Source organism: Streptomyces sp. AHU1, assembly GCF_045343905.1.
Lineage (GTDB): Bacteria > Actinomycetota > Actinomycetes > Streptomycetales > Streptomycetaceae > Streptomyces > Streptomyces triticiradicis.
Genome location: NZ_CP174283.1, coordinates 1,317,341 through 1,339,915 on the forward strand (window position 1 = coordinate 1,317,341; position 22,575 = coordinate 1,339,915).

At 73.1% G+C, this 22,575-nt stretch carries 14 protein-coding genes and 1 pseudogene; 8 read left to right on the forward strand and 7 right to left on the reverse strand.

The annotated features are described in order from the left end of the window. Positions 1-117 precede the first annotated feature (117 nt). Positions 118-1,137 (reverse strand): polyprenyl synthetase family protein, encoded by a 1,020-nt coding sequence (locus ACICHK_RS06105; protein WP_406836073.1) that lies wholly within the window; start codon positions 1,135-1,137, stop codon positions 118-120. A gap of 165 nt (positions 1,138-1,302) precedes the next feature. Between ACICHK_RS06105 and ACICHK_RS06110 the strand changes: the two genes are divergently transcribed. Then, positions 1,303-2,538: a glycosyltransferase gene (locus ACICHK_RS06110; protein ID WP_406841170.1), complete on the forward strand. Its 1,236-nt coding sequence runs from the start codon at positions 1,303-1,305 to the stop codon at positions 2,536-2,538. A 562-nt stretch (positions 2,539-3,100) separates the two neighbouring features. On the opposite strand, the gene ACICHK_RS06115 is transcribed toward ACICHK_RS06110, so the two are convergent. Then, positions 3,101-3,796: a TetR/AcrR family transcriptional regulator gene (locus ACICHK_RS06115; protein WP_406836075.1), complete on the reverse strand. Its 696-nt coding sequence runs from the start codon at positions 3,794-3,796 to the stop codon at positions 3,101-3,103. Positions 3,797-4,032: 236 nt separating this feature from the next. On the opposite strand from ACICHK_RS06115, the gene ACICHK_RS06120 reads away from it, so the two are divergent. Then, positions 4,033-5,292: a YncE family protein gene (locus ACICHK_RS06120; protein ID WP_151467092.1), complete on the forward strand. Its 1,260-nt coding sequence runs from the start codon at positions 4,033-4,035 to the stop codon at positions 5,290-5,292. An 11-nt stretch (positions 5,293-5,303) separates the two neighbouring features. Here the strand turns inward: ACICHK_RS06120 and ACICHK_RS06125 are convergent, their stop codons facing one another. The 3 genes from ACICHK_RS06125 to ACICHK_RS06135 all read right to left on the reverse strand — a co-directional run bounded on the left by ACICHK_RS06125 (position 5,304) and on the right by ACICHK_RS06135 (position 10,345). Continuing rightward, positions 5,304-7,172 carry an endoglycosylceramidase gene (locus tag ACICHK_RS06125; protein ID WP_406836076.1) on the reverse strand — a complete coding sequence of 623 codons (1,869 nt, stop codon included), beginning with the start codon at positions 7,170-7,172 and terminating at the stop codon, positions 5,304-5,306. Positions 7,173-7,393: 221 nt separating this feature from the next. After that, positions 7,394-7,900 (reverse strand): metallophosphoesterase family protein, encoded by a 507-nt coding sequence (locus ACICHK_RS06130; RefSeq protein WP_406836077.1) that lies wholly within the window; start codon positions 7,898-7,900, stop codon positions 7,394-7,396. A 12-nt stretch (positions 7,901-7,912) separates the two neighbouring features. Next, positions 7,913-10,345 carry a SpoIIE family protein phosphatase gene (locus ACICHK_RS06135; RefSeq protein ID WP_406836079.1) on the reverse strand — a complete coding sequence of 811 codons (2,433 nt, stop codon included), beginning with the start codon at positions 10,343-10,345 and terminating at the stop codon, positions 7,913-7,915. Positions 10,346-10,566: 221 nt separating this feature from the next. On the opposite strand from ACICHK_RS06135, the gene lanKC reads away from it, so the two are divergent. Genes lanKC through ACICHK_RS06155 form a run of 4 tightly spaced genes read left to right on the forward strand, consistent with a single transcriptional unit; the run spans position 10,567 to position 17,221 of the window. Next, positions 10,567-13,251, forward strand: a complete 2,685-nt coding sequence (gene lanKC / locus ACICHK_RS06140) for a class III lanthionine synthetase LanKC (protein WP_406836080.1) — start codon at positions 10,567-10,569, stop codon at positions 13,249-13,251. Positions 13,252-13,303: 52 nt separating this feature from the next. Beyond that, a complete protein-coding gene (locus ACICHK_RS06145; RefSeq protein WP_406836081.1) occupies positions 13,304-13,420 on the forward strand; it encodes a SapB/AmfS family lanthipeptide in 117 nt (38 codons plus the stop codon). Positions 13,421-13,475: 55 nt separating this feature from the next. Then, positions 13,476-15,302, forward strand: coding sequence for an ABC transporter ATP-binding protein (locus ACICHK_RS06150; protein WP_406836082.1), 1,827 nt, complete (start codon positions 13,476-13,478; stop codon positions 15,300-15,302). Next, positions 15,299-17,221 carry an ATP-binding cassette domain-containing protein gene (locus ACICHK_RS06155; protein ID WP_406836083.1) on the forward strand — a complete coding sequence of 641 codons (1,923 nt, stop codon included), beginning with the start codon at positions 15,299-15,301 and terminating at the stop codon, positions 17,219-17,221. The genes ACICHK_RS06150 and ACICHK_RS06155 overlap by 4 nt, the downstream gene beginning before the upstream one ends. Here ACICHK_RS06155 and ACICHK_RS06160 read toward each other — a convergent pair. Beyond that, positions 17,144-17,992 (reverse strand): annotated as a pseudogene (locus tag ACICHK_RS06160) (DNA-binding response regulator); the annotation flags it as partial. The gene ACICHK_RS06155 and the pseudogene ACICHK_RS06160 overlap by 78 nt on opposite strands. Between ACICHK_RS06160 and ACICHK_RS06165 the strand changes: the two are divergent. Continuing rightward, entirely contained in the window at positions 17,953-20,121 is a 2,169-nt protein-coding gene (locus ACICHK_RS06165; protein WP_406836084.1) for a SpoIIE family protein phosphatase, read from the forward strand. The pseudogene ACICHK_RS06160 and the gene ACICHK_RS06165 sit on opposite strands and share 40 nt — an antisense overlap. A 174-nt stretch (positions 20,122-20,295) precedes the next feature. On the opposite strand, the gene ACICHK_RS06170 is transcribed toward ACICHK_RS06165, so the two are convergent. Further along, positions 20,296-21,645 (reverse strand): S1 family peptidase, encoded by a 1,350-nt coding sequence (locus tag ACICHK_RS06170; protein ID WP_406836085.1) that lies wholly within the window; start codon positions 21,643-21,645, stop codon positions 20,296-20,298. 289 nt (positions 21,646-21,934) lie between these two features. Here ACICHK_RS06170 and ACICHK_RS06175 point away from each other — a divergent pair, with 289 nt between their 5' ends. Further along, complete coding sequence (locus ACICHK_RS06175) at positions 21,935-22,348, forward strand: PaaI family thioesterase (RefSeq protein ID WP_151467087.1); 414 nt, start codon at positions 21,935-21,937, stop codon at positions 22,346-22,348. The last annotated feature ends 227 nt before the right edge of the window (positions 22,349-22,575 follow it).

Below are 22,575 nucleotides of genomic sequence, written 5' to 3' on the forward strand. Positions count from 1 at the left end.
GAAGGTCCAGGTCACGTCTCGTCCGGCCTGGACCTTCTCGGCGTCTTCGGCGGGGACCGTACCGGCGCGGGCCCGGCGACCGGGCGCGCGCCGGCCTCGAGGACCGCGGGACCGCCGTCAGCGCCGGGCCGGAACCGCCTGGGCGACGGGTTCCGCGGCCCGGAGGAGCATCGGGGAAGCCCGGTCCACCAGGTCGTGCAGGACGGCCGAATAGGCCGCGTCGCCCCCGAGTCCGGACAGGAGGAAGTGAGCCCTGTCCCGGAAGACGCCGATGCCCTCCTCGTACCGGCGCAGCACCTCCGGCGCGAGCAGCATGTCGGTGAGCGCCGCTCCGGCGTCGGGCGAGCGGCGTGCGGCGACGTGCAGTTCCAGGACACGGCCCGCCGCGTCCGGACCGGCGCCCTCCAGCGCGCACGCCAGCAGATACGTCACCGTGCCGTTCGCGAGGTCTTCGTTGCGGCCGGTCAGGATGTCCTGCTGATCGTTGAACAGCTGCCACAGGATGCCGAAGACATTGCCGAACTCCCGCCAGAGCTCGACCCTTTCGTCCGGACAGCCGGCCAGTTGCGCGGCCATGGCGGTGACCATGCTGAACGGCGCGCCGGACTTCCCGAGGTACGCCGCGACCACGGCGTCGCGCGTGGCCGCGCCCACGTCCGCGCGAAGGTCCCTCAACTGCCCCTCGGTCGCGGTGATCCAGCACCTCACGACCTCGGCCGAGAGCGCGCCGCGCACCTTCTCGGGTATCCGCGGCGACTGGACGACGAGCAGGGGAAGCGGAATTCCGCTGATGACCGTGGCGAGCAGCGCCTCGCTCTCACCGAGCCCCCCGGCGGTGAAGACGGCCTGGCCGTCGGCGAGGTCGTCCAGGTGGCACGCGGAGGTCCACCACAGTTCGTGGACGACGGCCAGGGGAACGGCCGGTCCGGGCGCTCCCGTCTCCACGGCGTGGACGATCATCGGCAGCACGGACAGCGGATAGGCGAACGTCCTGTGCTCCAGGAGTTCGGCGACCGACGCCCGGACCGAGGCGGCCGACGGACCCAGCAGATCGAGCGCCGACCTCCGCTCCGCCTGGATGTCCGCGGACATCTCCCGATGCAGATCCACGTACGACTTCACTCGCACCCAGTCCACCCCCACCACCGAATTGTTCGAGCACCGATTCGATCATTGGCCATGATGACGAACCGGAGCAACTTCGCGCCATGGCTCGTTCCTTGACGGCGCCCTTCCCCGCCGGTGAAGCGGGGGCCGGGGGCCGTGAATCCCGCCATACTGACCGTCGTGCGAGTAGCGATCATGACCGCGGGTTCACGAGGTGACGTGGCGCCGTTCACCGGACTCGGGCACGGCCTGGTACGGGCCGGGCACGAGGTCACCCTCGTGACGCACGGGTGCTTCGCGGACCTGGTGTCGGGTTCGGGGGTGGGGTTCCACGCGCTGCCCGTCGATCCGCGGGCCGAGCTGGAGTCCGAGCGGGGGCGGCGGCTCGGGCGGAGCGCCACGGGCACCGGAAAGATCGTCCGGCTCGTCGAGATGGCCCGGTCGCTCGCCGGGCGGCTGACCGACGACATGGTCGCGGCCGCCCGCTCCAGCGACGTCCTCCTGCTGTCCGGTTCGCTGGGACCGCTCGGGCACTGCGTCGCGGAAGGGCTGGGCCTGCCCAGCATGGGAGTGAACCTCCAGCCCCTGGCACCGACGAGGGAGTTCGCGCCTCCGGTGGCCACGGCCCGCTCCTGGGGACCCGTCGTCAACCGCGCGGCCGGGTACGCGGTGAACCTGGCCGTCGAGCGGGTCTTCGCCGAGGCGGTGCGGGACCTGCGCGAGCGGCTCGGTCTGCCGGCCGTCGGTCCCCTCGCGGCCCGACGCGACCGCGAGCGGGGGGCCTGGCCGGTGCACCACGGGTTCAGTCCCTCGGTGGTGCCCCGCCCGCGGGACTGGCGGCGCGGGCTCGACGTGTCCGGGTACTGGTGGCCCCACGACGGCGAGGACCCCCGGCTCCCCGCCTCGCTGAGGGACTTCCTGGACGCGGGCCCGGCCCCGGTCTTCGTGGGCCTGGGCAGCGCCACCGTCCCCGATCCCGGGCGGCTGAGCGCCGAGCTGGTGCGCGCCCTGCGGGCCGCCGGGCTGCGCGGGGTGATCCAGCGGGGTTGGGGCGGGCTGCGCGCCACCGGCGACGACATGTTCAGCGTCGGCGAGGTGCCGCACTCCGTCCTGTTCCCCCGGATGGCCGCGGTGGTGCACCACGCCGGGGCGGGTACGACGGCGGCGGGGCTGCGGGCCGGGGTCCCGGCGGTGCCCGTGCCGGTCCAGTTCGACGAGGGTTTCTGGGCGGCCCGGCTCGTCGCGCTCGGTGTCGCGCCCGGCGCCCTGTCGCCACGAGGACTGCGCGCCGAACGGCTGGCGCCGGCGCTGGTCCGGGCGACCGCGGAGCCCGCGTACCGGCGGCGCGCGCGAGCCCTCGCGGAACGTCTTCGCGGGGAGGACGGGGTGACGCCGGTCGCGGAGGCACTCGACCGCCTCGAACACCCCTGAGCCCCCCGGCCACGCCGACACCGCCCGCGCCGATGCCTTCACCGACACCGACGGCCGGCGACTCGGCCGGGCCCGACAGACCCGGCAGACCCGCAACCTGGCAGGACCACCGACCCGACGGCCTGGCAGGACCGACGGTTCGGCAGGACCAGCAGCCCGACAACTCGGCAGTTCGGCAGCCCGGCGACTCGGCGACTCGGCAGGACCAGCAGCCCGACAGCTCGGCAGTCCGACGGCCCAGCAGCCCGGCAGCCTGGCAGCCTGGCAGGGCCGGCAGACCGACGGCTCAGCAGGGCAAGCGGCTCGGCAAGGCCAGCAGCCCGGCGGCTTGGCAGAACCGACGGCTTGGCAGCCCGGCAGGACCGGCGGCTCGGCGGCCCGGCAGGACTGGCAGGACTGGCAGGCCTGGCAGGACTGGCAGCCCGGCGGCTCGGCAGCCCTACAGCCCGGCAGCCCGGCAGCCCGGCAGCCCGGCAGGACCAGCAGGGCCGGCAGGGCCGGCGGTTCCAGTGGCCTCCGGCGGCTCCCGGCGGCTTCGCTGTTTCGGCGCGGGCGGGGGTCCTCACGGGCCCGTGACCGTGTCGGCCTGCGGGCCGGCGGCCCCGTCCGCGCTCCAGTCGGCGGGGCGCAGGATCGCGAGCAGTTGGCGGACCAATTCGTCCACCACCTCGTCCAGGGTCGCGTCCACCCAGCCGGCGTTCCAGTCGTGCAGCAGGCCGTTCACGCTGCCGATGAAGGCGGTGGCGGCCAGCCGGTAGTCGCGCGGCGCCGCCTCCCCGCGGGCGACGGCACCCGCCGCCTCGCCGCAGATGAACTCCACCCAGCGGGCCCGGCGGGCGAGCCGCTGCTCCTCCAGCCGCGCGCTCACCCCGATGATCTCCACGAAGGTGATGCGGATGCGGCGCGGGTCGCTCGTCACGTTCGCCGCGTAGGCGCGGAAGAGGGCGGCGGCACGCTCGGCGAGCGGCAGGTCACGGGCCTCGGCGAGCGCGGCCAGGGCGGCTTGCTCGGCCCAGTCGTTGACCTGGAGGTGCAGGGCCGCCAGTACGTCTTCGAGGCCGCGGAACGCCTCGTAGAACTGGCGCGTGGACAGGCCCGCCGCCTCGCTGAGGGCCGCCACGGTGGTGGACCGGTACCCGGGTCCGGCACCGAACAGCTGGAGCCCGGCGTCGAGGAAGCGCCGACGGCGTTCCGCCTGCCGTTCCTCGGCCGTCCTGCCGCCGTAGCGGCCGGTGGGCTGTCTGAGCCTGCCCGCCACGCGTTCCTCCCCGGGGCCGGTCCGGACCGGCGTTCTCCCCTTCGGCGATTTTCTCGCGTACCGCCCCTTGTGAAGAGGCTCCCCCAGTCCTTACTTTCCAGTAAGTGCACTTTGAAAGCGGGCGTGTTCAGATTCTAGCTTGTCATGATCACGACATTTCTCTACGCAGCGCACACAGCACGCTCCTGGTTCACCGTGCCGTCACCCGCACTCCCCCACTACGACAGGGACTCCCCATGCCCGTCCTCGGAACCAGACACCTCTGCACGCTCGCCGCGGCCCTCACGCTCACCCTCGGCGGCACGGCGACCGCCGCTTCCGCCGTCGGGGCGGGGACCTCCGCCGCCGGTCTGCGCGAGGTGATGTTCGTCGGCAACAACTGGGAAGGCACCTCGGACGTCATCAGGTCCTCCGGGGACTTCGCGCGGATCGGCCGGATCGACGTCATCCCGGACAAGGCCGAGCGGATGGCGGCGATCAACGCCGATCCCATCAAGTGGGCCTACTTCATGGGCATCCGCAACGGCGTCGGCGAGGGGCACGACCAGTTCGTCGACGACATGTACTCCACGCCGGACGGCCGGTCGGTGGTGGTCTCACGCCCGAGCTTCGCCGACGTCGTCTCGATCGACCTGGCCACCGGTCGCATCAACTGGCGCTTTCCTGTGGCGGGTTACCGTTCGGACCACATGGCCGTGTCCCCCGACGGCACCCGGGTCGCCGTCTCGGCCTCCACCGCGAACACCGTGCACGTGCTCGACATCACGACCGGCGCACAGCTCGGTTCGTTCACCACCGGCGACAAACCGCACGAGAACATCTTCACCCACGACGGCAAGTACATCTGGAACATGGCCATCGGTGACGTCACCACCGCGCTCGACGACCCCTGGCTGGACTGGACGAAGGGCGACCGGAAGATCACCGTCGTCGACGCGGCCACCTTCAAGCAGGTCAAGGTGATCGACATGCGCCAGCGCCTCGACGCCATCGGCCTCAGGGACTTCTCCGACGCCGTCCGCCCGGCCGTCTTCTCGCCGGACGAGTCCAAGCTGTACTTCCAGGTGTCGTTCTTCAACGGCTTCCTGGAGTACGACGTGGCCACCGACAGGATCACCCGGGTGAAGACCCTCCCGAAGAACCCCGCGACGAGCAGCGACCGCACGAAATGGGTCAACGACTCGCGCCACCACGGCATTTCGATGAACCCCTCGGGCACCAAGCTGTGCGTCGCGGGGACGATGGACGACTACGCGACGGTCGTCGACCGGACGACCCTCCAGGAAGGTCCGCTGGTCCCCGCCTCCAAGCCGTACTGGGCCACCGTGAGCGGTGACGGCAAGGACTGCGTCGTCTCCGAGAGCGGCGCCGACCAGGTCACCGCCATCGACTTCGCAACGGGACAGAAGACGGTGTCGGTGCCGGTCGGCGACCACCCCCAGCGGGTCCGGCTCGGCCATGTGGAAGCGGACTGGAGCGGCCCGTCGGGCAGTTGACCGGCCCTCGCTCAGCCGAACCGGGCGGCGGCCCAGGCGGCGAGTTCGCTCCGGGCCCCCTCCAGCAGGGCGGCGGACGGGGCGCTCGCCCCGTTCGTCACGAGCGCGTAGTGCACGGTTCCCGGGCCGGACGCGGTGAGCAGGAGGCGGCGGCTTCCAGTGCCGCCCGGCTCGGGAGCCACGGCCACGGGCGTGGCCGTGGTGTAGGCGGGTGGCCCGAAGACCGCGCCGAGGTCGGACACCACCGTCGTGGCCGCGGCGGGGAACGAGGCCGGCAGATGGAGTTCCGTCGGGGCGGTGCCGCCGTCGGAGCGCCAGACGAGCAGGCCGTACTGGCCCGTTCCCACCAGCCGGGAGACCTGCGGCAGGCTCGTCGGGACCGGGTTCCAGGTCAGGGTGGTGGAGCCGTCGCGGGAGCGGTCCTCGTAGGTGAAGGCGAGGGCGGAGCCCGCGGTGGCGACCGGGTAGAGGCGGTCGAGGAGCCGGGCGTCCTGGCGGAGCACGGCCGTGCCCGAGTCGTCGAGGCGCACGGCGGACATGTCCTCGTCGTTCCAGGCGTCGCCCGAGGTCAGGACCTTGTCGGGGTTGTCGTTCATGAGCTCGTGGTGACGGCCGCTGTAGATGTCCCACTGCCACTGGGTCCCCGACAGGACCGGTCCGGACGAGGCCGCCCCCGACCACCACTTCGCGCCGGAGAGCCGGGAGTCCAGGGCCTGGTACATCGCCTTGTCGACGGTGGGGGCCTTGTCCGCGACCGTTCCGGAGAGCGGGTGGCCGAACTCGGAGACGACGGCCGCGGTCCCGGCGGCCGCCGCCCGGTCCCGTACCGTGCCGAAGTCGTTGGCGTACTGGCCGTCCCCCGCCTTGCCCCACATGAGGATGCCCGAGATGGCCTTCTGATCGTAGAAGTGGGTGTTGAGGACATAGCGCGGGCCGAGGGTGCCCGCGTCGAGCAGTCCGCCCTCCTGCTTCTGGGAGCTGATGTTGGCGTTCCAGAAGAGGTTCGGTTCCACGAGGGCGGGCTTGTCCTGCCAGCCGGCCGCGTCCATGCGGGCCCGGAACTTCCCGTAGAACGGCCACAGCAGGTCGCGTTCCCAGGTCCGGCTGGTCTGGCCCGGGTCGTAACCGCCCGCGTAGGGCTCGTTGTACGGGTCGAAGCCGGCGACGCCCGCGAACTCGGCGGCGGTGAGGTGCTGCCGGACGTAGGCCATGGTGGCCTGCGCCGTGGTGAGGAAGGCGTCCTGGAGTCCGTAGGAGTTGTGCCAGAAGTCGTACTGCGCCGCCTTGACGGCGTTGTTCTGGGTGATGTTCTGACCCCAGAAGAGACAGATGCCGCAGGACTCCTGGGGGTAACCACCCGCGGTCACGGCCCACTTGGGGGCGCCGTCGCCGGAGTACCAGCTGCCCGTGTTGAACAGGTGGCGGGAGTGGAGGTCCTGGTGGAAGTCGGGGAAGACACGGATTCCCGCGTCGAGGAAGACTCTCATCTGGTCGGTGGCCGCGGCGAGATAGGCGCTGTCGACCTGGCCGCGGACCGGTTCGGCGTGCGCCCAGGAGAGCAGGAAGCGCACGGAGTTGCCGCCGCCGAGGGCCCGCAGGGCGGTCGCGGACTTCGCCGCGTCGGCGACCGACGCGAAGGGCAGTCCGCTCTTCTCCTCCAGCTTGGTCTCGCCGGAGACGTTGTAACCGCGCAGGACGACCTCGCGGCCGAGGCCGTCGGTGAAGCGGCCGTTCACGACGGTGAGCGCGGCGGCGGCCGGCTGGTCGAACCAGAGGGAGTCGGGAAGTCCGTCGGCGGCGGCGGGCCGGGTGCCCGCCGCCGCGACGAGCCCGGTGAGGAGTACGAGGACGCCCAGCAGACGCGCACGCAACTTCGACATGTACACAACAATCCTGCCGGTACCGAAGGGCGTCAACACCTCTGACTCACGAGTAAGGTGACGCCGGGTTCCGGAACGGCTCATCGCGCGGACGAAGGGGTGCCGCAGGTCGGGCCCGAGACGCGGGAATTCCGGTGACCGGACCCGTGAATGCGTTCACCGGCGACTTCGGCACCGGTCAGGGCCCCGCACCTGCGTCCCCGCCGGCCCCGGCCACGGGATCAGGCGGTGCGCGGCGGCAGGCGGTGCAGGGTCACGTCCGTCAGGCGGCCGTCCGTCGCCGTGGCGGTCATGTACGTGCAGTACGGCTCGCGGCGGCGGTCGGTCGGGGAGCCGGGGTTGAGCAGGCGCAGGCCGGTGTGCGCGACGCTGTCCCAGGGAATGTGGCTGTGGCCGAAGACCAGGACGTCGAGGTCGGGAAAGCGCCGCGCGCAGCGCTGTTCGCGGCCTCGCGCGGAGCCGGTCTCGTGGACGACCCCGAAGCGCAGACCGCCCAGCTCGGCACGGGCGGTCCCGGGGAGCCGGGCCCGCAGGGCGGGGCCGTCGTTGTTGCCGTACACCCCGACGACCCGCCGGGACCTGGCCTCCAGCAGGTCGAGGGTGGCGGTGTCCACCCAGTCCCCGGCGTGGATCACGACGTCGGCCGGAGCGAGTTCGGCGAGCAGCGCGGCGGGGAGTTCCCGGGCCCGCTTCGGCAGGTGGGTGTCGGACATGAGCAGCAGTCGCACGGCTTCCCCTCGTCAGTCGAGCGCGATCTCGCTCCAGACCTGCTTCCCGCCGCTCACCGGCACCGTGCCCCAGGTCGCCGACATCGCCTCGACGAGGAGGATGCCGCGGCCTCCGGTGGCCTCCCAGCCGATGCTGGTGGGCTTGATCGGTGTGCGGGGCGAGTTGTCGGCGACCGCGATGCGCAGGCGGTGGTTGACGAGGGTGAGGTCGAGCCTGACCTGGCCGTCGGTGTGCACCAGGGCGTTGGTGACGAGTTCCGAGACGATCAGCAGGGCGGCGTCCGTGTACGCGCCGACGCCCCAGCTCCGCAGGGCGCGCCGGGTGTACCGGCGGGCGTGCCGGACCGCCTCGGGGACCCGCCAGACGGTCCAGCTCTCGCGGAGCGGCAGGACCTCCATGCCGTCGTACCGCATCAGCAGGAGCGCCACGTCGTCGCTGCGGTTGGCGCTCGTGAGCAGTTCGTCGGCGACGAGACCGAGGTGGGCGGGGTCGGAGCCGGCCAGGCCCTCGGCGAGCCGTTTCAGGCCGTCCTCGATGTCGACGTCGACGGACTCGACCAGGCCGTCGGTGGTCAGCGCGACGATGGTGCCGGGCTGGAGCCGCATCGGGCTCATCGGGAAGTCGGTCTGCCGGACGACGCCGAGCGGCGGCCCGGTCTCCGACGCGGGGACCTCGGTACGGCCGTTCGGGTGGCGCAGTACGGGCGGGATGTGTCCCGCGCGCACGTACCAGGCGGACCCCTCCTCCATGTCGATGTCGACGTAGCAGCAGGTCGCGAAGAGATCGGTCTCCAGGTCGAGCAGGAGCCGGTTGGCGTGCGAGACCACCACGTCCGGCGGGTGGCCCTCGACGGCGTAGGCGCGCAGCGCGGTGCGCATCTGGCCCATGACGGTCGCGGCCGAGGCGTTGTGGCCCTGGACGTCACCGATGACGAGGGCGACGTGGTTGTCGGGCAGCGGGATGACGTCGTACCAGTCGCCGCCGACGTCCAGGCCCGACGTGGTGGGCAGATAGCGGGCGACGGCGACCGCGCCGGGAAGCCGGGGCAGCCGGCGCGGGAGCAGGGTCCGCTGGAGCATGCCGATCAGTTCGTGCTCGGCGTCGAAGGCGTGGGCGCGCACCAGCGCCTGCCCGGCGAGACCCGCGGAGGCGGTGAGCAGGGCCCGCTCCTCGGGGCCGAACTCGTGCGGGGTGTCCCAGCCGATCAGGCAGGCGCCCGCCATACGGCCGCCCGCGGGCAGCGGCAGGACGGCGAGCCCGCCGGGGCCGACCTCGGCGAGCGCGGGTTCCAGGTCCGCGCCGGCGGGCCAGATGGCGGGCCGTCCCTCGTTGAGGGCCGCCGCGAGCGTGGGCATGGACCGGACGGGGGCGTCGGGCCACTCCGAGCGCCATTCGCTGCGCCACAGCTCGGGCCAGAACTCCGGCTGGGGCGGGTCCAGGAGCGTGACGACGAGGCGGTCGCCCTCCAGCTCGGAGACGGCGATCCGGTCGGCCTGGAGGGGCTTGCGCAGGGCGGCGACGACGGCCTGGCCGACGTCGCGGACGGTTCCCGCGGTGGCGAGGGCGGCGGCGAGGCGCTGGACCCGGCCCACGTCGTTCAGGCCGGAACGCAGCTTGGAGGCGTCGGAGACGGTGCCCACGAGCCGTGCGGGGCGGCCCTCGGCGGAGGGCAGCAGCCGGGCGCGCAGCCGGAGCCACTTGTGGCCGCCGGACGGCTGGAGGATGCGGAACTCCAGCTCGCGGTCGCCGACGACCGTGTGGTCCGGTTCGACCGCGGACATCAGCGCCGGGAGGTCCTCGGGCACGGCCATCGACAGCAGGGTCTCGACCTTGCCGTCGAAGGCGGTGGGGGACAGTCCGAACAGGTCGAGCACCTCGTGGTCGACCTCGACGTGCCCGGTGTCCATGGCGAGGCTGAACGAGCTGGCGGGCAGGTCCGCCGCGGCGTCCGGCGGCGGCGCGGGCGGGACGACGACGGCTTCGGCGACCAGCCCGAGGCAGGCCCGGTCCTCGTCGCCGAAGCCGGCGGGGCCGTCGCTGACGGCGACCAGGCAGCCCTCGTCCCGCAGGGGCAGCACGGCCAGTGAGAAGTCCTGGGAGGCCAGCCGCCGGGCGTCGGCGCAGCGGGCGAGCTCCTCCGGTCCGAGCCAGCAGGGCAGCCCCGAGCGCAGCGCCTCCGCGGCCGGGGAGTCGCCGGCCAGGGGGTAGCTGTCGCGGAGCCCGTACAGCGTCCTGGGCACCCCCGCGGACTCGGCCAGATGCAGTTCACCGCCGCTCACACTCGGTGAGTACACGGCGGCCACGGCCGCACCGGTGAAGACGAGTGCCTGTTCGAGCAGGCGGTGCAGCCGTTCGCGCGGGTCGAGATCCGCGGTGAGCGTCTTCAGGGCGAGTTCGGCCCGCGACGTTCTCGTTCCGCGTTCCGCAGCACCCTCACTGACCACGCCGTCATTACAGCGCTTCCCGGGCCCGGGCGCAGCCCCTGTGACCGTTCCGGACGGGTCGGGCCTGCGGCGGATCCCTTACGGGACGGCCGATCGAACGGAATCGGATCCGTCTTCATCCGTGCGTTTCGCACGGTGGTCTCGTGACAGGCGTGACTGTTCGTGCCCCCGGTGGGCTGGAAGGCTCGATGTCACAGGGCCGATGGCCGAAGGGGCATTGCATGGACAAGCGGTACGAGGTCTACGCGCTCGCCGACCGGCACTTCTACGAGACGCCGGACAGGCTTTCCGCAGGCGGCCGGAGCGATCCGCCCGCCTACGAGCCGGCATCGCGCGAGGTGCCGGAGGGCTGGCGCTCGGCACGCATCGGCGACTGGATGACGCTGACACCGGTCGACCGGAGCGGCGCCCCCCTCCCCGGGCCGGCCCAGGGCTGGAAGATCCACGCCTCGGCCACCCGGGAGAACGCGGAGAAGACGGCCGCGATCGTGTGGGACTACTGCGTGCCGCGCGGTATCCCCTTCAAGTTCGTGCCGGGCCCGCATCTGCTGCACCTGCGGAACACCAAGTACGCGGCCCGCGACTCCAGCGGCAAGTTCGTGACGATCTATCCGGCGGACGAAGAGCAGCTCCACCTGGTCCTGCGCGAGCTGGGCGCGCTGCTGGACGGCTTCGAGGGGCCGTACATCCTCACCGATCTGCGCTGGGACAAGGGCCCGCTGTACGTGCGGTACGGCGCTTTCGCCCGCTCCTTCGTCGTCGACGAGCGAGGGTCACTCGTTCCGGCGGTGCGGGACGGCGCGGGAAAGCCGGTGCCGGACCGCCGACAGCCCTCCTTCCTGGTCCCGGAGTGGGTGACCCTGCCCGCTTTCCTGGAACCGCAGCTCGCGGCGCGGAACACGACGACGGTCGGCGATCTGCCGTACCGCGTGGAGAAGGCCCTGCACTTCTCCAACGGCGGCGGGGTGTACGCGGGCACCGACGCCCGCGACGGGCGTAAGGTCGTACTGAAGGAGGGGCGGCCGCACGCGGGGCTCGCCGCGGACGGTGCCGACGCGGTCGCCCGTCTCACACGCGAGAAGCGGGCCCTGGAGCGGGTGGCCGGCCTGGACGTGGTGCCCGGGGTGAGGGACTGGTTCACGCTCGGTGACCACCGCTTCCTCGTCATGGACTTCCTGGAAGGGCGGCCCCTCAACTCCTTCTTCGCGGAGCGCCATCCGCTGCTCACCCCCGACCCGGCCGCGGACGCGGTCGCTTCGTACACGGCTTGGGCGCTGCGCGTCCACCGCCGGGTCGAGGAGGCCGTCGAGGCCGTGCACGCCCGCGGGATCGTCTTCAACGACCTGCACGTCTTCAACATCATGGTGGCGCCCGACGGGGAGTCGGTGTCGCTGCTCGACTTCGAGGCCGCCGCGCCGGTCGAGGAGAACGGCCGCCAGATCGTCGCCCACCCGGGGTTCTTCGCGCCGCCGGACCGCAGGGGCACCGCCGTCGACCGGTACGCGCTGGCGTGTCTGCGGCTCGCCCTGTTCATGCCGGTCACCACGCTCTTCGCGGTCGACCGGAACAAGGCGGCGCATCTGGCGGAGGTCGTCGCCGGTCAGTTCCCGGACGTACCCGAGGCATTCCTGGCGGAGGCGGTCGCCGAGATCACGAGGGACGACGGTGACGCGGGCGCTCCGGCTCCCGACGGTGAGGGGGCCGGCGCGTCCCCGTCGGCCTCCGCCCTCCGCAAGCCGGTTTCCTCGCTCCGCCGGGGTCCTGTCTCCTCGCTCCCCGAGCCCGGCGACTGGCCGGCGAGCCGCGACTCGATGGCCGGGGCGATCCTGGCGTCGGCCACACCGGAGCGCGACGACCGGCTCTTCCCGGGCGACATCGCCCAGTTCTCCGACGGCGGCGGGCTCGGACTCGAACACGGGGCGGCGGGCGTGCTGTACGCGCTGACCGCGACGGGGGCCGGCCGCTACGAGGAGGGCGAGCGCTGGCTTCTCGAGCACACCGACCCGGCACCGGCCGGCACGCCGCTCGGGCTGTACGACGGACTCGCCGGCGTCGCCTACGTCCTCGACCTGCTCGGGCACCGCGGTCGCGCCCTCGACCTGGTCGACGGCATCCTCCGGGAGCGGTGGCAGAAACTCTCCTCCGACCTGCGCGGCGGCCTCGCCGGGCTCGGCCTGGTGCTCGGACACCTCGCCCGCACGACCGGTGAGCCCGAACTGGCCGAGCGCGCCGCCGAGGCCGCGCGGATCCTCGTCGACCGGCTCGCCGAACCGACTGCCGACAGCCCTCACCGACGCGCCGGTCTGCTGCGCGGCGCGAGCGGCCCGGCGCTGTTCCTGCTCCGTCGGTACGAGCACGACGGCGACCCGGCGCTCCTGGCCGCGGTCGAGAAGGCGTTACGCCGTGACCTGGACCGCTGCGTCGTCCAGAAGAACGGCGCGCTGGAGGTCGACGAAGGCTGGCGCACCCTGCCGTATCTCGGGGACGGCAGCGCCGGAGTGGGCATGGTCCTCGACGACCTCCTGGTCCACACGGTGCGCGGCCCCGGGGAGTACGAGCGGGCGCGTTCCGCGATCCTCACCGCCGCGTCCTCACGCTTCTACGCGCACCCCGGTCTCTTCCAGGGCCGCGCCGGGATGATCCTGCACCTCGCCCGCACCGACGCGCCGGGGGCCGTCCGGGAACGGCTCGCCGAACAGGTCTCGGGGCTCGGCTGGTTCGCGATGGCGTACGAGGGCCGGCTGGCCTTCCCCGGACACCAGATGATGCGGCTCTCCATGGACCTGGGCACCGGAACGGCAGGGTGCCTGCTCGCGCTCGGCGCGGCGCTCGACGACTCGGTCCCGGCCCACCTGCCGTTCCTCCCGCCGCCCACCGGCGGCCCTCACACGCGGCTGCGCACCTGACGCAGCCGTGGCACGGCCGAACCACGTCCCCGATCAAAGGAAAGGACACGAGATGGCACTTCTCGACCTGCAGACGATGGAGTCCGACGAGCACAACGGCGGCGGCGCCGAGAGCACGGTGAGCCTGCTCTCCTGCATCTCCGCCGCGAGCATTCTGCTCTGTCTCTGACGGCAGCGCGCCGGCCCGGCCCCGGGCGGCGCCGGGACACGAGGGACCTCCACGAGTGACCACTCCGGCCGACACCCGACCCGCGGCCGCCGCTCCCGGCACGCCGCTGCTGCGCGCCGCCACCCGGCACAGCGGCTACCGCTGCGCCGTCCTGTGCGTCGCGACCACGGCCTCGACGACGGCGAACCTGTTCCTTCCCTTCGCGCTCGGCCGGGCCCTCGACCTTCTGCTGACGGACCCCGAAGGAGCGCGGGCCACCCACTGGGCGCTGATCTGCACCGCCCTCGTGCTGCTTCTGGCCGTGCTCGACGCGGGCCAGACCGTCCTCGGCGCGACCACCACCGCACGGGCCACCGCATGGCTGCGGGAGCGCCTGCTCGGACACCTGCTCGCCGTGGGCCCGCGGGCCGTCGACCGGTTCGGGGCGGGCGACCTGGTGGCACGGCTCGTCGGCAACGCGGCGCAGGCGGGCACCGCGCCCACGACCATCGCGGCGCTCCTCGCGGCCCTCGCCGCGCCGGCCGGCGCGATCGTGGCGCTCTGGCTCGTCGATCCGCTGCTGGCCGCGGTGTTCCTCGGGGGCGCCCCGGTGCTGACGTTGCTGCTGCGCGCCTTCACGCGCGACTCGGCGCGCTGCGTGACGCGCTATCAGGAGGCGCAGGGCCGGATCGCGGACGGTCTCGCGGAGGCGATCGGCGGTTTCCGTACGATCGCGGCCGGTGGGACGGCCGCCCGTGAGACGGCGCGGATACTCCGGCCACTGCCCGAACTCTCCCGCGCGGGCCGCCTGATGTGGCGGGTCCAGGGGCGCGCCGCCGCGCGGGCGGTGACCGTGGCCCCGCTCCTGCAGATCGGGGTGCTGGCCGTGGCGGGCGCACTGCTCGTCCATCACCGGCTCTCCGTCGGCGATCTGCTCGCGGCGTCCCGGTACACGGTCCTGGCGACCGGAGTCGGCGTCCTGGTGGGTCAGTTGTCCGCCCTGGTCCGCGCCAGGACGGCGGCACGACGGCTCGCCGCGGTGCTCGCGGAGCCGCCGACACCCTACGGAACGCTCCTCCTGCCCTGCGGACGGGGGGAGTTGGAGCTGCGAGGGGTCACCGTCCGGCACGGTGGGCGTCCCGTGCTCGACGGGATCGACCTCACCGTTCCCGGCGGCGGCACACTCGCCGTCGTGGGCCGCTCGGGGTCCGGCAAGTCCCTGCTCGCCGCGGTCGCCGGACGGCTCGCCGACCCCGACGACGGCGAAGTCCGTCTCGACGGAGTGCCCTTGAACGCGCTGTCCCGCGACGCGTTGCGCCGAGCGGTGGGCTACGCCTTCGAACGGCCCGCGCTGCTCGGTGAGACGATCGCGGACACCATCGCCCTCGGCCTCGGCACGGCGCACGGCGACCGTGTCCGGGACGCCGCGCGCACAGCCCGTGCCGACGCCTTCGTACGCCGGCTCCCCGAGGGCTACGCCACCCGCTGCGCCGACGCCCCCCTCTCCGGTGGCGAGGTCCAACGCCTCGGCCTCGCCCGGGCCTTCGCCCACGGCGGCCGGCTCCTGATCCTCGACGACGCCCTGTCCAGCCTCGACACGGTCACCGAACACCACGTCGCCGAGGCCTTGTTCCGTCCCTCCCCCGGCTCCAGCCGCCTGATCGTCGCGCACCGGGTGTCCACGGCGGCCCGCGCCGACCGGGTGGCCTGGCTGGACGGCGGACGGGTGCGGGCGCTGGGAACGCATGCGGAGTTGTGGCGCAGGGCGGAGTACCGCGCGCTGTTCGGAGCGGGCGGCGCGGTACAGGACACGAGCAGCTTCCCCGGGGCGGCCGACGACGAGAGGGAGGAGAGCGGCCCCCTCGGAGCGGCGGCCCCCGGGCGGGAGGACGGTCCCTCATGACGGTGTACCGGTACGGGCTGCGGTTCCTGCGTTCCCGGTGGCGTGCGGTCGCGGCGCTCGCCGCCTGGTCGGTACTGGAGACGGGGCAGATCTTCCTCATGGGGTACGCCCTGGCGCGCGCCCTCGACGAGGGGTTCCTGGCCGACCGGGCCCGCACGGGACTCGGCTGGCTGGGTCTCGCCGCACTCGCCGTCCTCGTCGGGGCGTACGGCACCGGGCGGGTGTACGGGGGTGTCGCCGCGCTCGTCGAACCGGTGCGGGACCGACTGGTGCGGCACGTGGTCACGCGCGGAGTGCGGGAGGGCGACAGCGGCGCGCTCTCCGGACTCACCCAGCAGGTGGAGATCGCCCGGGACACCTTCGCCGGACTGGTGATGGTCTCGCGCTCCTTCCTCTTCACCGCCGCGGGCACCCTGATCGGGCTCTGCTCGCTCGACCCCCTGCTCCTCCTCGTGGTGGCACCACCGCTCGCGGCCGGAGTGGCCCTGTTCTTCCTGACGCTGCGACCGCTGGCGCGCAGACAGGAGGCGTTCCTCGTCGCCGACGAGCAGATCGCCGCCCACCTGGGCGGGATCTGCCCGGGGTTGCGGGACATCACCGCGGCCGGGGCGGAGGCCCGGGTCGCCGCCGACGCGGGAACGCGCATCGCCGTCGAGGTGCGGGCGGCGCGAGCGCTGGCGCTCTGGGGGATCCTGCGCACGGTGTCCCTCGCCGTCGGCGGACAGCTCCCCCTCGTGCTGCTGCTCGCCGCGGCACCCTGGCTGCTGGCTCATGACGTCACCCCCGGCGCCCTGGTCGGCGCGCTCGCCTACGTCAGCCAGTCCCTGCTGCCGGCCCTGCAGAACCTGGTCCACGGCCTCGGCACCAGCGGCGCCCGCCTGGCGGTGGTGCTGCGCCGACTGGTACCGGACCCGCCCCCGGCGGCGAGCGGCCCTGCCGGTACCCGGCAGCCCGCGAAGCCCCCGGCACCCGAGGCCCCTCCCCCGACACCCCCTCCGTCCCGCACCTCCGTCGCTCCGGCCTCCTCCGATCACCCCCCGGGCCACGGTCCCGCCCTCTCCGTCACCGGCCTCACCTTCGCCTACGGCCCTGGGGCCGCCCCCGTCATCGAGAACCTCGATCTCCGCGTCCCCCGAGGCGCCCACCTGGCCGTCGTGGGCCCCAGTGGCATCGGGAAGTCCACTCTCGTGGGGCTCGTCGCGGGACTCCTGGAGCCGACGAGCGGCACGGTCCGAGTGCACGGGCAGCCTGTGCGGGGCCGGCCGGCCGCCGGGCAGCGGGTCCTCATCCCGCAGGAGGCGTACGTCTTCACCGGTACGCTCGCGGAGAACCTGGGTCAGCTGCGGCCGCGGCCCGTGCCGGAAGCGGAGCTGCGCGCGGCGGCCGAGGCGATCGGGCTCACCCCCCTGATGGAGCGGCTCGGCGGCCCGGCGGCCGAGGTCGATCCTCGGTCCCTGTCCGCGGGCGAGCGACAGCTGATCGCGCTGACCAGGGCGTATCTCTCGTACGCACCCCTTTCCCTGTTGGACGAAGCGACCTGTCACCTCGATCCGGAGGCGGAGGAACGCGCGGAGCGCGCCTTCACCGTACGCCCCGGCGGCACCCTCCTGGTGGTGGCGCACCGGATCAGTTCGGCGCGCCGTGCGGCGCGAGTGCTGGTCATGGACGGGCAGCGGGCCGTCCTCGGCGACCACGAGGACCTCGTGGAACGATCACCGCTCTACCGCGACCTGATCGGCAACTGGCCGGGGACGGCGTCACAGCCAGCCCTCGCCCCGCGAGATCCGGATCGCGTCGATGCGGTTGCGGGCCCCGGTCTTGCGCGTGATCGCGGCCATGTAGTTGCGCACGGTCCCGTGGGACAGATGCAGATTGCCGGCGATCTCGGCGATGGAGGCGCCGGCGGCCGCGAGGGATAACACGCTCAGCTCGCGCCTGGTCAGCGGAATCTCCGCGGCCCTGAGGAAACCGAAGCCCAGCGAGGCGTCGACGAAACGTTCCCCCTCGGCGACCCTGCGGATCCCCGACAGCAGGCGCTCGGGCGAACCCTCCTTGTCGACGTACCCCAGCGCGCCGGCCTCCGCGGCCCGCCTGAGCTGTCCTGGTCTCTCCGCGCTGGCGAGAACGAGCAGTCGGGGTGCCGGGGCGCCCGTTCCCCGGGCGAACAGGTCGGAGAGCGGCGGAACGCCGTGCGAGCCGGCGCTGTCCAGGTCCACCGCGCAGACGTCCGGTACGACCGAGCAGACCCGGCCGGCCGCGTTGTCCCACGGAGTGTCGTAGACGCCCAGGTCCGGCGTGCGGTCCAGCCATTCGGCCAGCACCTGCCGCACCAGGCACGCGTCGTGCACCAGTAGTACCCGGATCACGTCTCCTCCTCCAAGTGGCTTCGCGACGGCACGGTCGCCCTGTGCGCGTGCCCATTGTTCGGCGTTCGGGACCGCGCGAGGTCGCGAAGAATCGGCCAAGAGGTGGTGCGGGGCGCGCGGAGGGGCACCCCGCACCCTCCGCGCTTCGACTGGGGGACATGGCTCGGAGCCCGCGGGGTACGGCCGCGCGAGTCCTCCGGCTCCGCTCGCCGTGCGCGATGGGCTTCCAGGGAGGAGCCTTGATCCCTGACAGGTGCGGAGGCCGTGGACGGCTCCGCGAGGAGGTGGTCGCCGTGTCCGAGGGACAGGAGGCCGCACAGGCACCGGCCGCCCGGCCGGCCCCGGTGGGACGTCCGCTGCTGTCGCTGGCGCTGGCCGCGATGATGGACGACGTGCACGCGCACTCGGGGGCCGTCTATCTGCTGGCCTCCCAGGAGCCGGTGCTGGAGATGACGGTCTCCGCCGGGCTGCCCCGGGCCTTCGCCGCGCCGTGGGAACGCGTGGGGCTCAGCGCGCCGATCCCGGTCGCCGAGGCGGTACGGGAGCGGCGGCTGGTCTGGGTGGGCGGCGAGCACGAGATGGCCCGCAGGTTTCCCCGGATCGCGGTAGTGCTCCCGTATCCCTTCGCGCTCGCCGCGCTCCCGGTGGCGACGGCGGCCACCGTCTACGGCGCCGTCTACGTGACCTGGCCCGGATCCCATCCGCCCGACCTGTCCGACCGGGAACGCGAACGTCTCACCGCGGCCTGCGACCGGCTCGCGCTGCGCCTGGAGCGGGCCGTCGCGGAGAACCGCCCGCTGCACCCCGAGCCCGACCTGCTCACGGGGCCCGCGGCGGTGCCGGGCGGCACGCTCGGCTCGGTGGAGGCCGCGCGGATGGTGGGGCGGCTGCCGTACGGGCTGTGCTCGCTGGACCTGCACGGACGGGTCGGTTTCGCCAACGCGGCGGCGGCCGAGCTGATCGGCGTGCCGGTCAGCGGTCTTCTGGGCACCCAGCTGTGGGCGGCCGTGCCCTGGCTGAACGACCCGGTCTACGAGGACCGTTACCGGGCGGCGCTGATCAGCCAGCACGTGACCTCCTTCGTCGCGCTGCGCCCGCCGGGCGACTGGCTCTCCTTCCGCCTGTATCCGAGTACGAACGGGCTGAGCGTGCGGATCTCGCGGGCCCGGCCGGTGTCCGAGATGACGCGGGCGGGGCCGCAGCGGCGCGACGGCAGCCCGCGTCTGGTGACGATCTCCCACGTGCTGAGCCTGGCGAGCGCGCTGACGGAGGCGGCGGGCGTGCAGGACGTGGTGCAGCTGGTGGCGGACGAGATCTCGCCCGCCGTCGGCAGCCAGTCCCTGGTCGTCCTCGCCGGCCGGGCCGGGCGCATGCACGTGCTGGGTCACCGCGGCTATCCGGACGCGCACGTCGTGGAGCGCTTCAACGGGATGCCGCTGAGCGAGCAGACCCCGGGCACCCAGGCGCTGAACACCGGTGTCCCCGCGTTCTTCGACTCGCGCGAGCAGCTGGAGCGCCTGTACCCGTCGCGGAACGCCACGCCCGACGGCATGGGCGCGTGGGCGTACCTGCCCCTGGTCGCCTCCGGACGGCCGGTGGGCGCCTGTGTCCTCGGGTACGCGCAGTCCCACCACTTCGCGGCCGACGAGCGGGCGGTGCTGACCAGTCTGAGCGGGCTGATCGCCCAGGCCCTGGAACGTGCCCTCCTCTACGACGCCAGTCTCCATCTGGCGCAGGGCCTGCAGGACGCGCTGCTGCCGGCCTCGCTCCCGCCGCTGGCCTCGGTCGAGGCGGCGGCGCGCTACCTGCCGGCGACCCAGGGCATGGACATCGGCGGGGACTTCTACGACCTGGTGCCCTCGAACGGTCTGGCGGCGGCGGTGATCGGGGACGTGCAGGGGCACAACGTGACGGCCGCGGGGCTGATGGGACAGATCCGCACCGCCGTCCGCGCGTACACGGCGGTCGGCCAGGCGCCGGAGGAGGTGATGGGCAGCACCAACCGGCTGCTCATCGACCTGGGCGTCGAACTGCTCGCCAGTTGTCTGTATCTGCGCCTGGACCCGGCGCACGGGACCGCCGTGATGTCCCGGGCGGGGCATCCGCCGCCGCTGCTGCTGCGGCCGGACGGCAAGGTGAGGGTCCTCGACCTGGCCGGGGGGCCGCTGCTGGGGGTCGACGACCGCGCCGTCTATCCGACGACCGAGGTTCCGCTGGTCCCCGGGTCCGTGCTCGCCCTCTACACCGACGGTCTGATCGAATCCCCCGGCGTCGACATCGAGGACGCCCTCGCCGACCTGGCGCGACGGCTCGCGGCGAACGGGCACCGGTCCCTGGACGAGCTGGCCGACACACTGCTCCAGCAGGGCGACGGGGTCGCGCGGGAGCGGCCCGACGATGTCGCGCTGCTTCTGCTGCGGGTACGGCCGCCCGGTGGGACCGGCGCCGTATGAGGAGCGGCCCGGCCCTCCCGCCGGAGGGCCGGACCTGTCCACCGTCGGCCGGAATTCCCTGTTCCGTTGGCCGGTCGATGGTTCTTGATCGCCGGATTCACCGGCTTCACGGGGCGGACACGAGGTCCGGACCGTCACCCGTGGCCGCGGCCGCTGCGGGGCCGCGGCACCGGACTACTGGTGCTTCCGGTGGGACTTGTGGTGCGTCCCGTTCTGGTCGGCGCCCGCGCCCGCCGCGTCACTGGCGCTCGCGCTCGGGTCCACGGCGTCACCGGCGCCCGGGGCCTCGGCGCTCGCGCTCGGGTCCACCGCGCCGCCGGCACCGGCGTCACCGGCACCCGCACCCGCGCCTGCGTCACCGGCGCCCGCGTCACCGGCACCGGCACCCGCGTCACCGGCACCCGCGCCCGCGTCGCCCGCGCCCAGCGTCGCGCCGACCGCCGCCAGCGCGGTGGTGACGGGCTGGAAGAAGGTCTCGCCGCCGTTCGTGCAGTCACCGCTGCCGCCGGAGGTCAGGCCGACCGCGCCGCCGTCCTGGGTGAACAGGGAGCCGCCGCTGTCGCCCGGCTCGGCGCACACATCGGTCTGGATGAGGCCGGTGACGGTGCCTTCCGGATAGTTCACGGTGGCGTTGAGACCGGTCACGTTGCCGTCGTGCAGACCCGTGGTGCTGCCCATCCGGAAGACCTGCTGGCCCACGGCGGCCTCGACGGCCGCGTTGATCTGGACGCTCTGCCCGTTGCCGACGTTGACGGCGCTGTTCGTCTGCGTGGCCGGGTCGTCGTACTTGACGAGGGAGAAGTCGCCGTTGCCGGGGAAGGTGGCCTGGTCGACGGTGGCGATGGGGGCGCCGCCCGCCGAGTCCGACCACTTGGCGACGGCGACACCGCAGTGGCCCGCGGTCAGGAAGGCGGGGGTTCCGTCGCCCGCGGTGACGTTGAAGCCGAGCGAACAGCGGGCGTTGCCGCCGAAGATGGCGTCACCACCGTCGACGAAGGGCTTGAGCGTTCCCGCGGACTTCGTCAGGGTCGCGACACCGGAACCGAGGCCCTTGACGGTCGACTCGACCGTGTCCCACTTGTCGCCGGTGACGGTGGAGTCCGCGGTCACGCGGATCTCGTTGGTCTTCGGGTCGACGGACCACGCCGTACCCGGGACCGACGCGTCGGCCTTGAGCGTCTTGGCGGCGGTCTGCAGCGCGGCGGTGCTGTTCTGCACCTGGTGGGCGACCGCTCCGGCCTTCTCGATCTGGTCGACGGCATTGCTGTTGTTACCGACGATGTTCACGACGAGCTGCTTCTGCTTCGCGTCGTAGTACGAGCCCGCGTACGTGTCACCCAGTTGGGTGGCCAGCATGGAGGCGACGTTCGCGACGTCGTTCGTCTTGAAGGTTCTGGGAGTGGCGGCGTCCCCGTTCGACTGCGACGCGTTGGCGTTGGGCAGCAGCAGAGCCGCCGCTCCGAGCGCCGCGACGCCGCCCACCGCGATGGCGGCCTTGCGCTTGGGTATCCGTTTGTGGCTCAACTCTTGACCTCCTGGGGACGGGGTCGATGCCGCGTCCGGCAGCTGACTGGGGGGCGCCTGGTTGCCTGTTGATACGCGCGTGCCGCCCGGGGTGTTCAACTGCCATTGCAAATCGCGGAAGTTGGTTTCGCCATAGGCGCCGATTGCGGAGTCAATCAGTCCATTTCCTCCGCGAGAAGATCACCGGAGTGCGGGCGGGACCCCTCGGGTCGGGCGGACCGCCCGACCCGGAAGAGACCGCCGGTCCCGCGCGGCGGGATCGGCGGCCGGGAGGGGAACAATGCGCCGTATGACACTGACCCCCGTCGAAGCCGACAAGATCCTCGCCGACAACTTCGCCCCCTGGGTGCTCGACCTCGGCCTGTCCGTCGTGGAACTGGACGAACACCGCGCGGTCCTGCGGCTGCCGTGGTCCGCGCGGCTGGCCCGGGAGGGCGGCTCCCTGTCGGGCCAGGCCCTGATGGCGGCCGCGGACACGGCCACGGTGATCGCGGTCTCCGCGGCCCGCGGCGCCTTCGTCCCCATGACGACGGTCCAGCAGTCCACGAGCTTCCAGCGGGCGGTGACGGAGGCGGACGTGCTGATCGAGGCGGTCCTCACCAAACTGGGCCGCCGCATGGCCTTCGCGGACATCACGATGACCGCCGAGGGCTCGGCGGAGGCGGCCGCGCGAGCGAGCACGGTGTACGCGATCCTCGGCTGACCGACCACGACGGGCGCCGTACCCGCCGCACCACTCCCCCGGCGGGTACGGAACGCCACCGGCCGACGACGCTAAGTCGACGATCCGCCGCGGAATCCCGGATTCAGGGAATCTGCACAGCCCGTGCCCAGCGGGGTCACCGCGGCCCGGGGATCTGCACACGCGCGCGCCCCCCTGTGCACCGATGGACCGGGACTGTCCGATTCGGCGCGGGAGTGGCAAGAGAA

Excerpts from the sequence above, each read along its gene's own strand:
- ACICHK_RS06175 (WP_151467087.1), top strand. The coding sequence starts at position 21,935 with ATGACACTGACCCCCGTCGAAGCCGACAAGATCCTCGCCGACAACTTC.
- ACICHK_RS06120 (WP_151467092.1), top strand. The coding sequence starts at position 4,033 with ATGCCCGTCCTCGGAACCAGACACCTCTGCACGCTCGCCGCGGCCCTC.
- ACICHK_RS06125 (WP_406836076.1), bottom strand. The coding sequence starts at position 7,172 with ATGTCGAAGTTGCGTGCGCGTCTGCTGGGCGTCCTCGTACTCCTCACC.
- ACICHK_RS06110 (WP_406841170.1), top strand. The coding sequence starts at position 1,303 with ATGACCGCGGGTTCACGAGGTGACGTGGCGCCGTTCACCGGACTCGGG.
- ACICHK_RS06145 (WP_406836081.1), top strand. The coding sequence starts at position 13,304 with ATGGCACTTCTCGACCTGCAGACGATGGAGTCCGACGAGCACAACGGC.
- ACICHK_RS06155 (WP_406836083.1), top strand. The coding sequence starts at position 15,299 with ATGACGGTGTACCGGTACGGGCTGCGGTTCCTGCGTTCCCGGTGGCGT.
- lanKC (WP_406836080.1), top strand. The coding sequence starts at position 10,567 with ATGGACAAGCGGTACGAGGTCTACGCGCTCGCCGACCGGCACTTCTAC.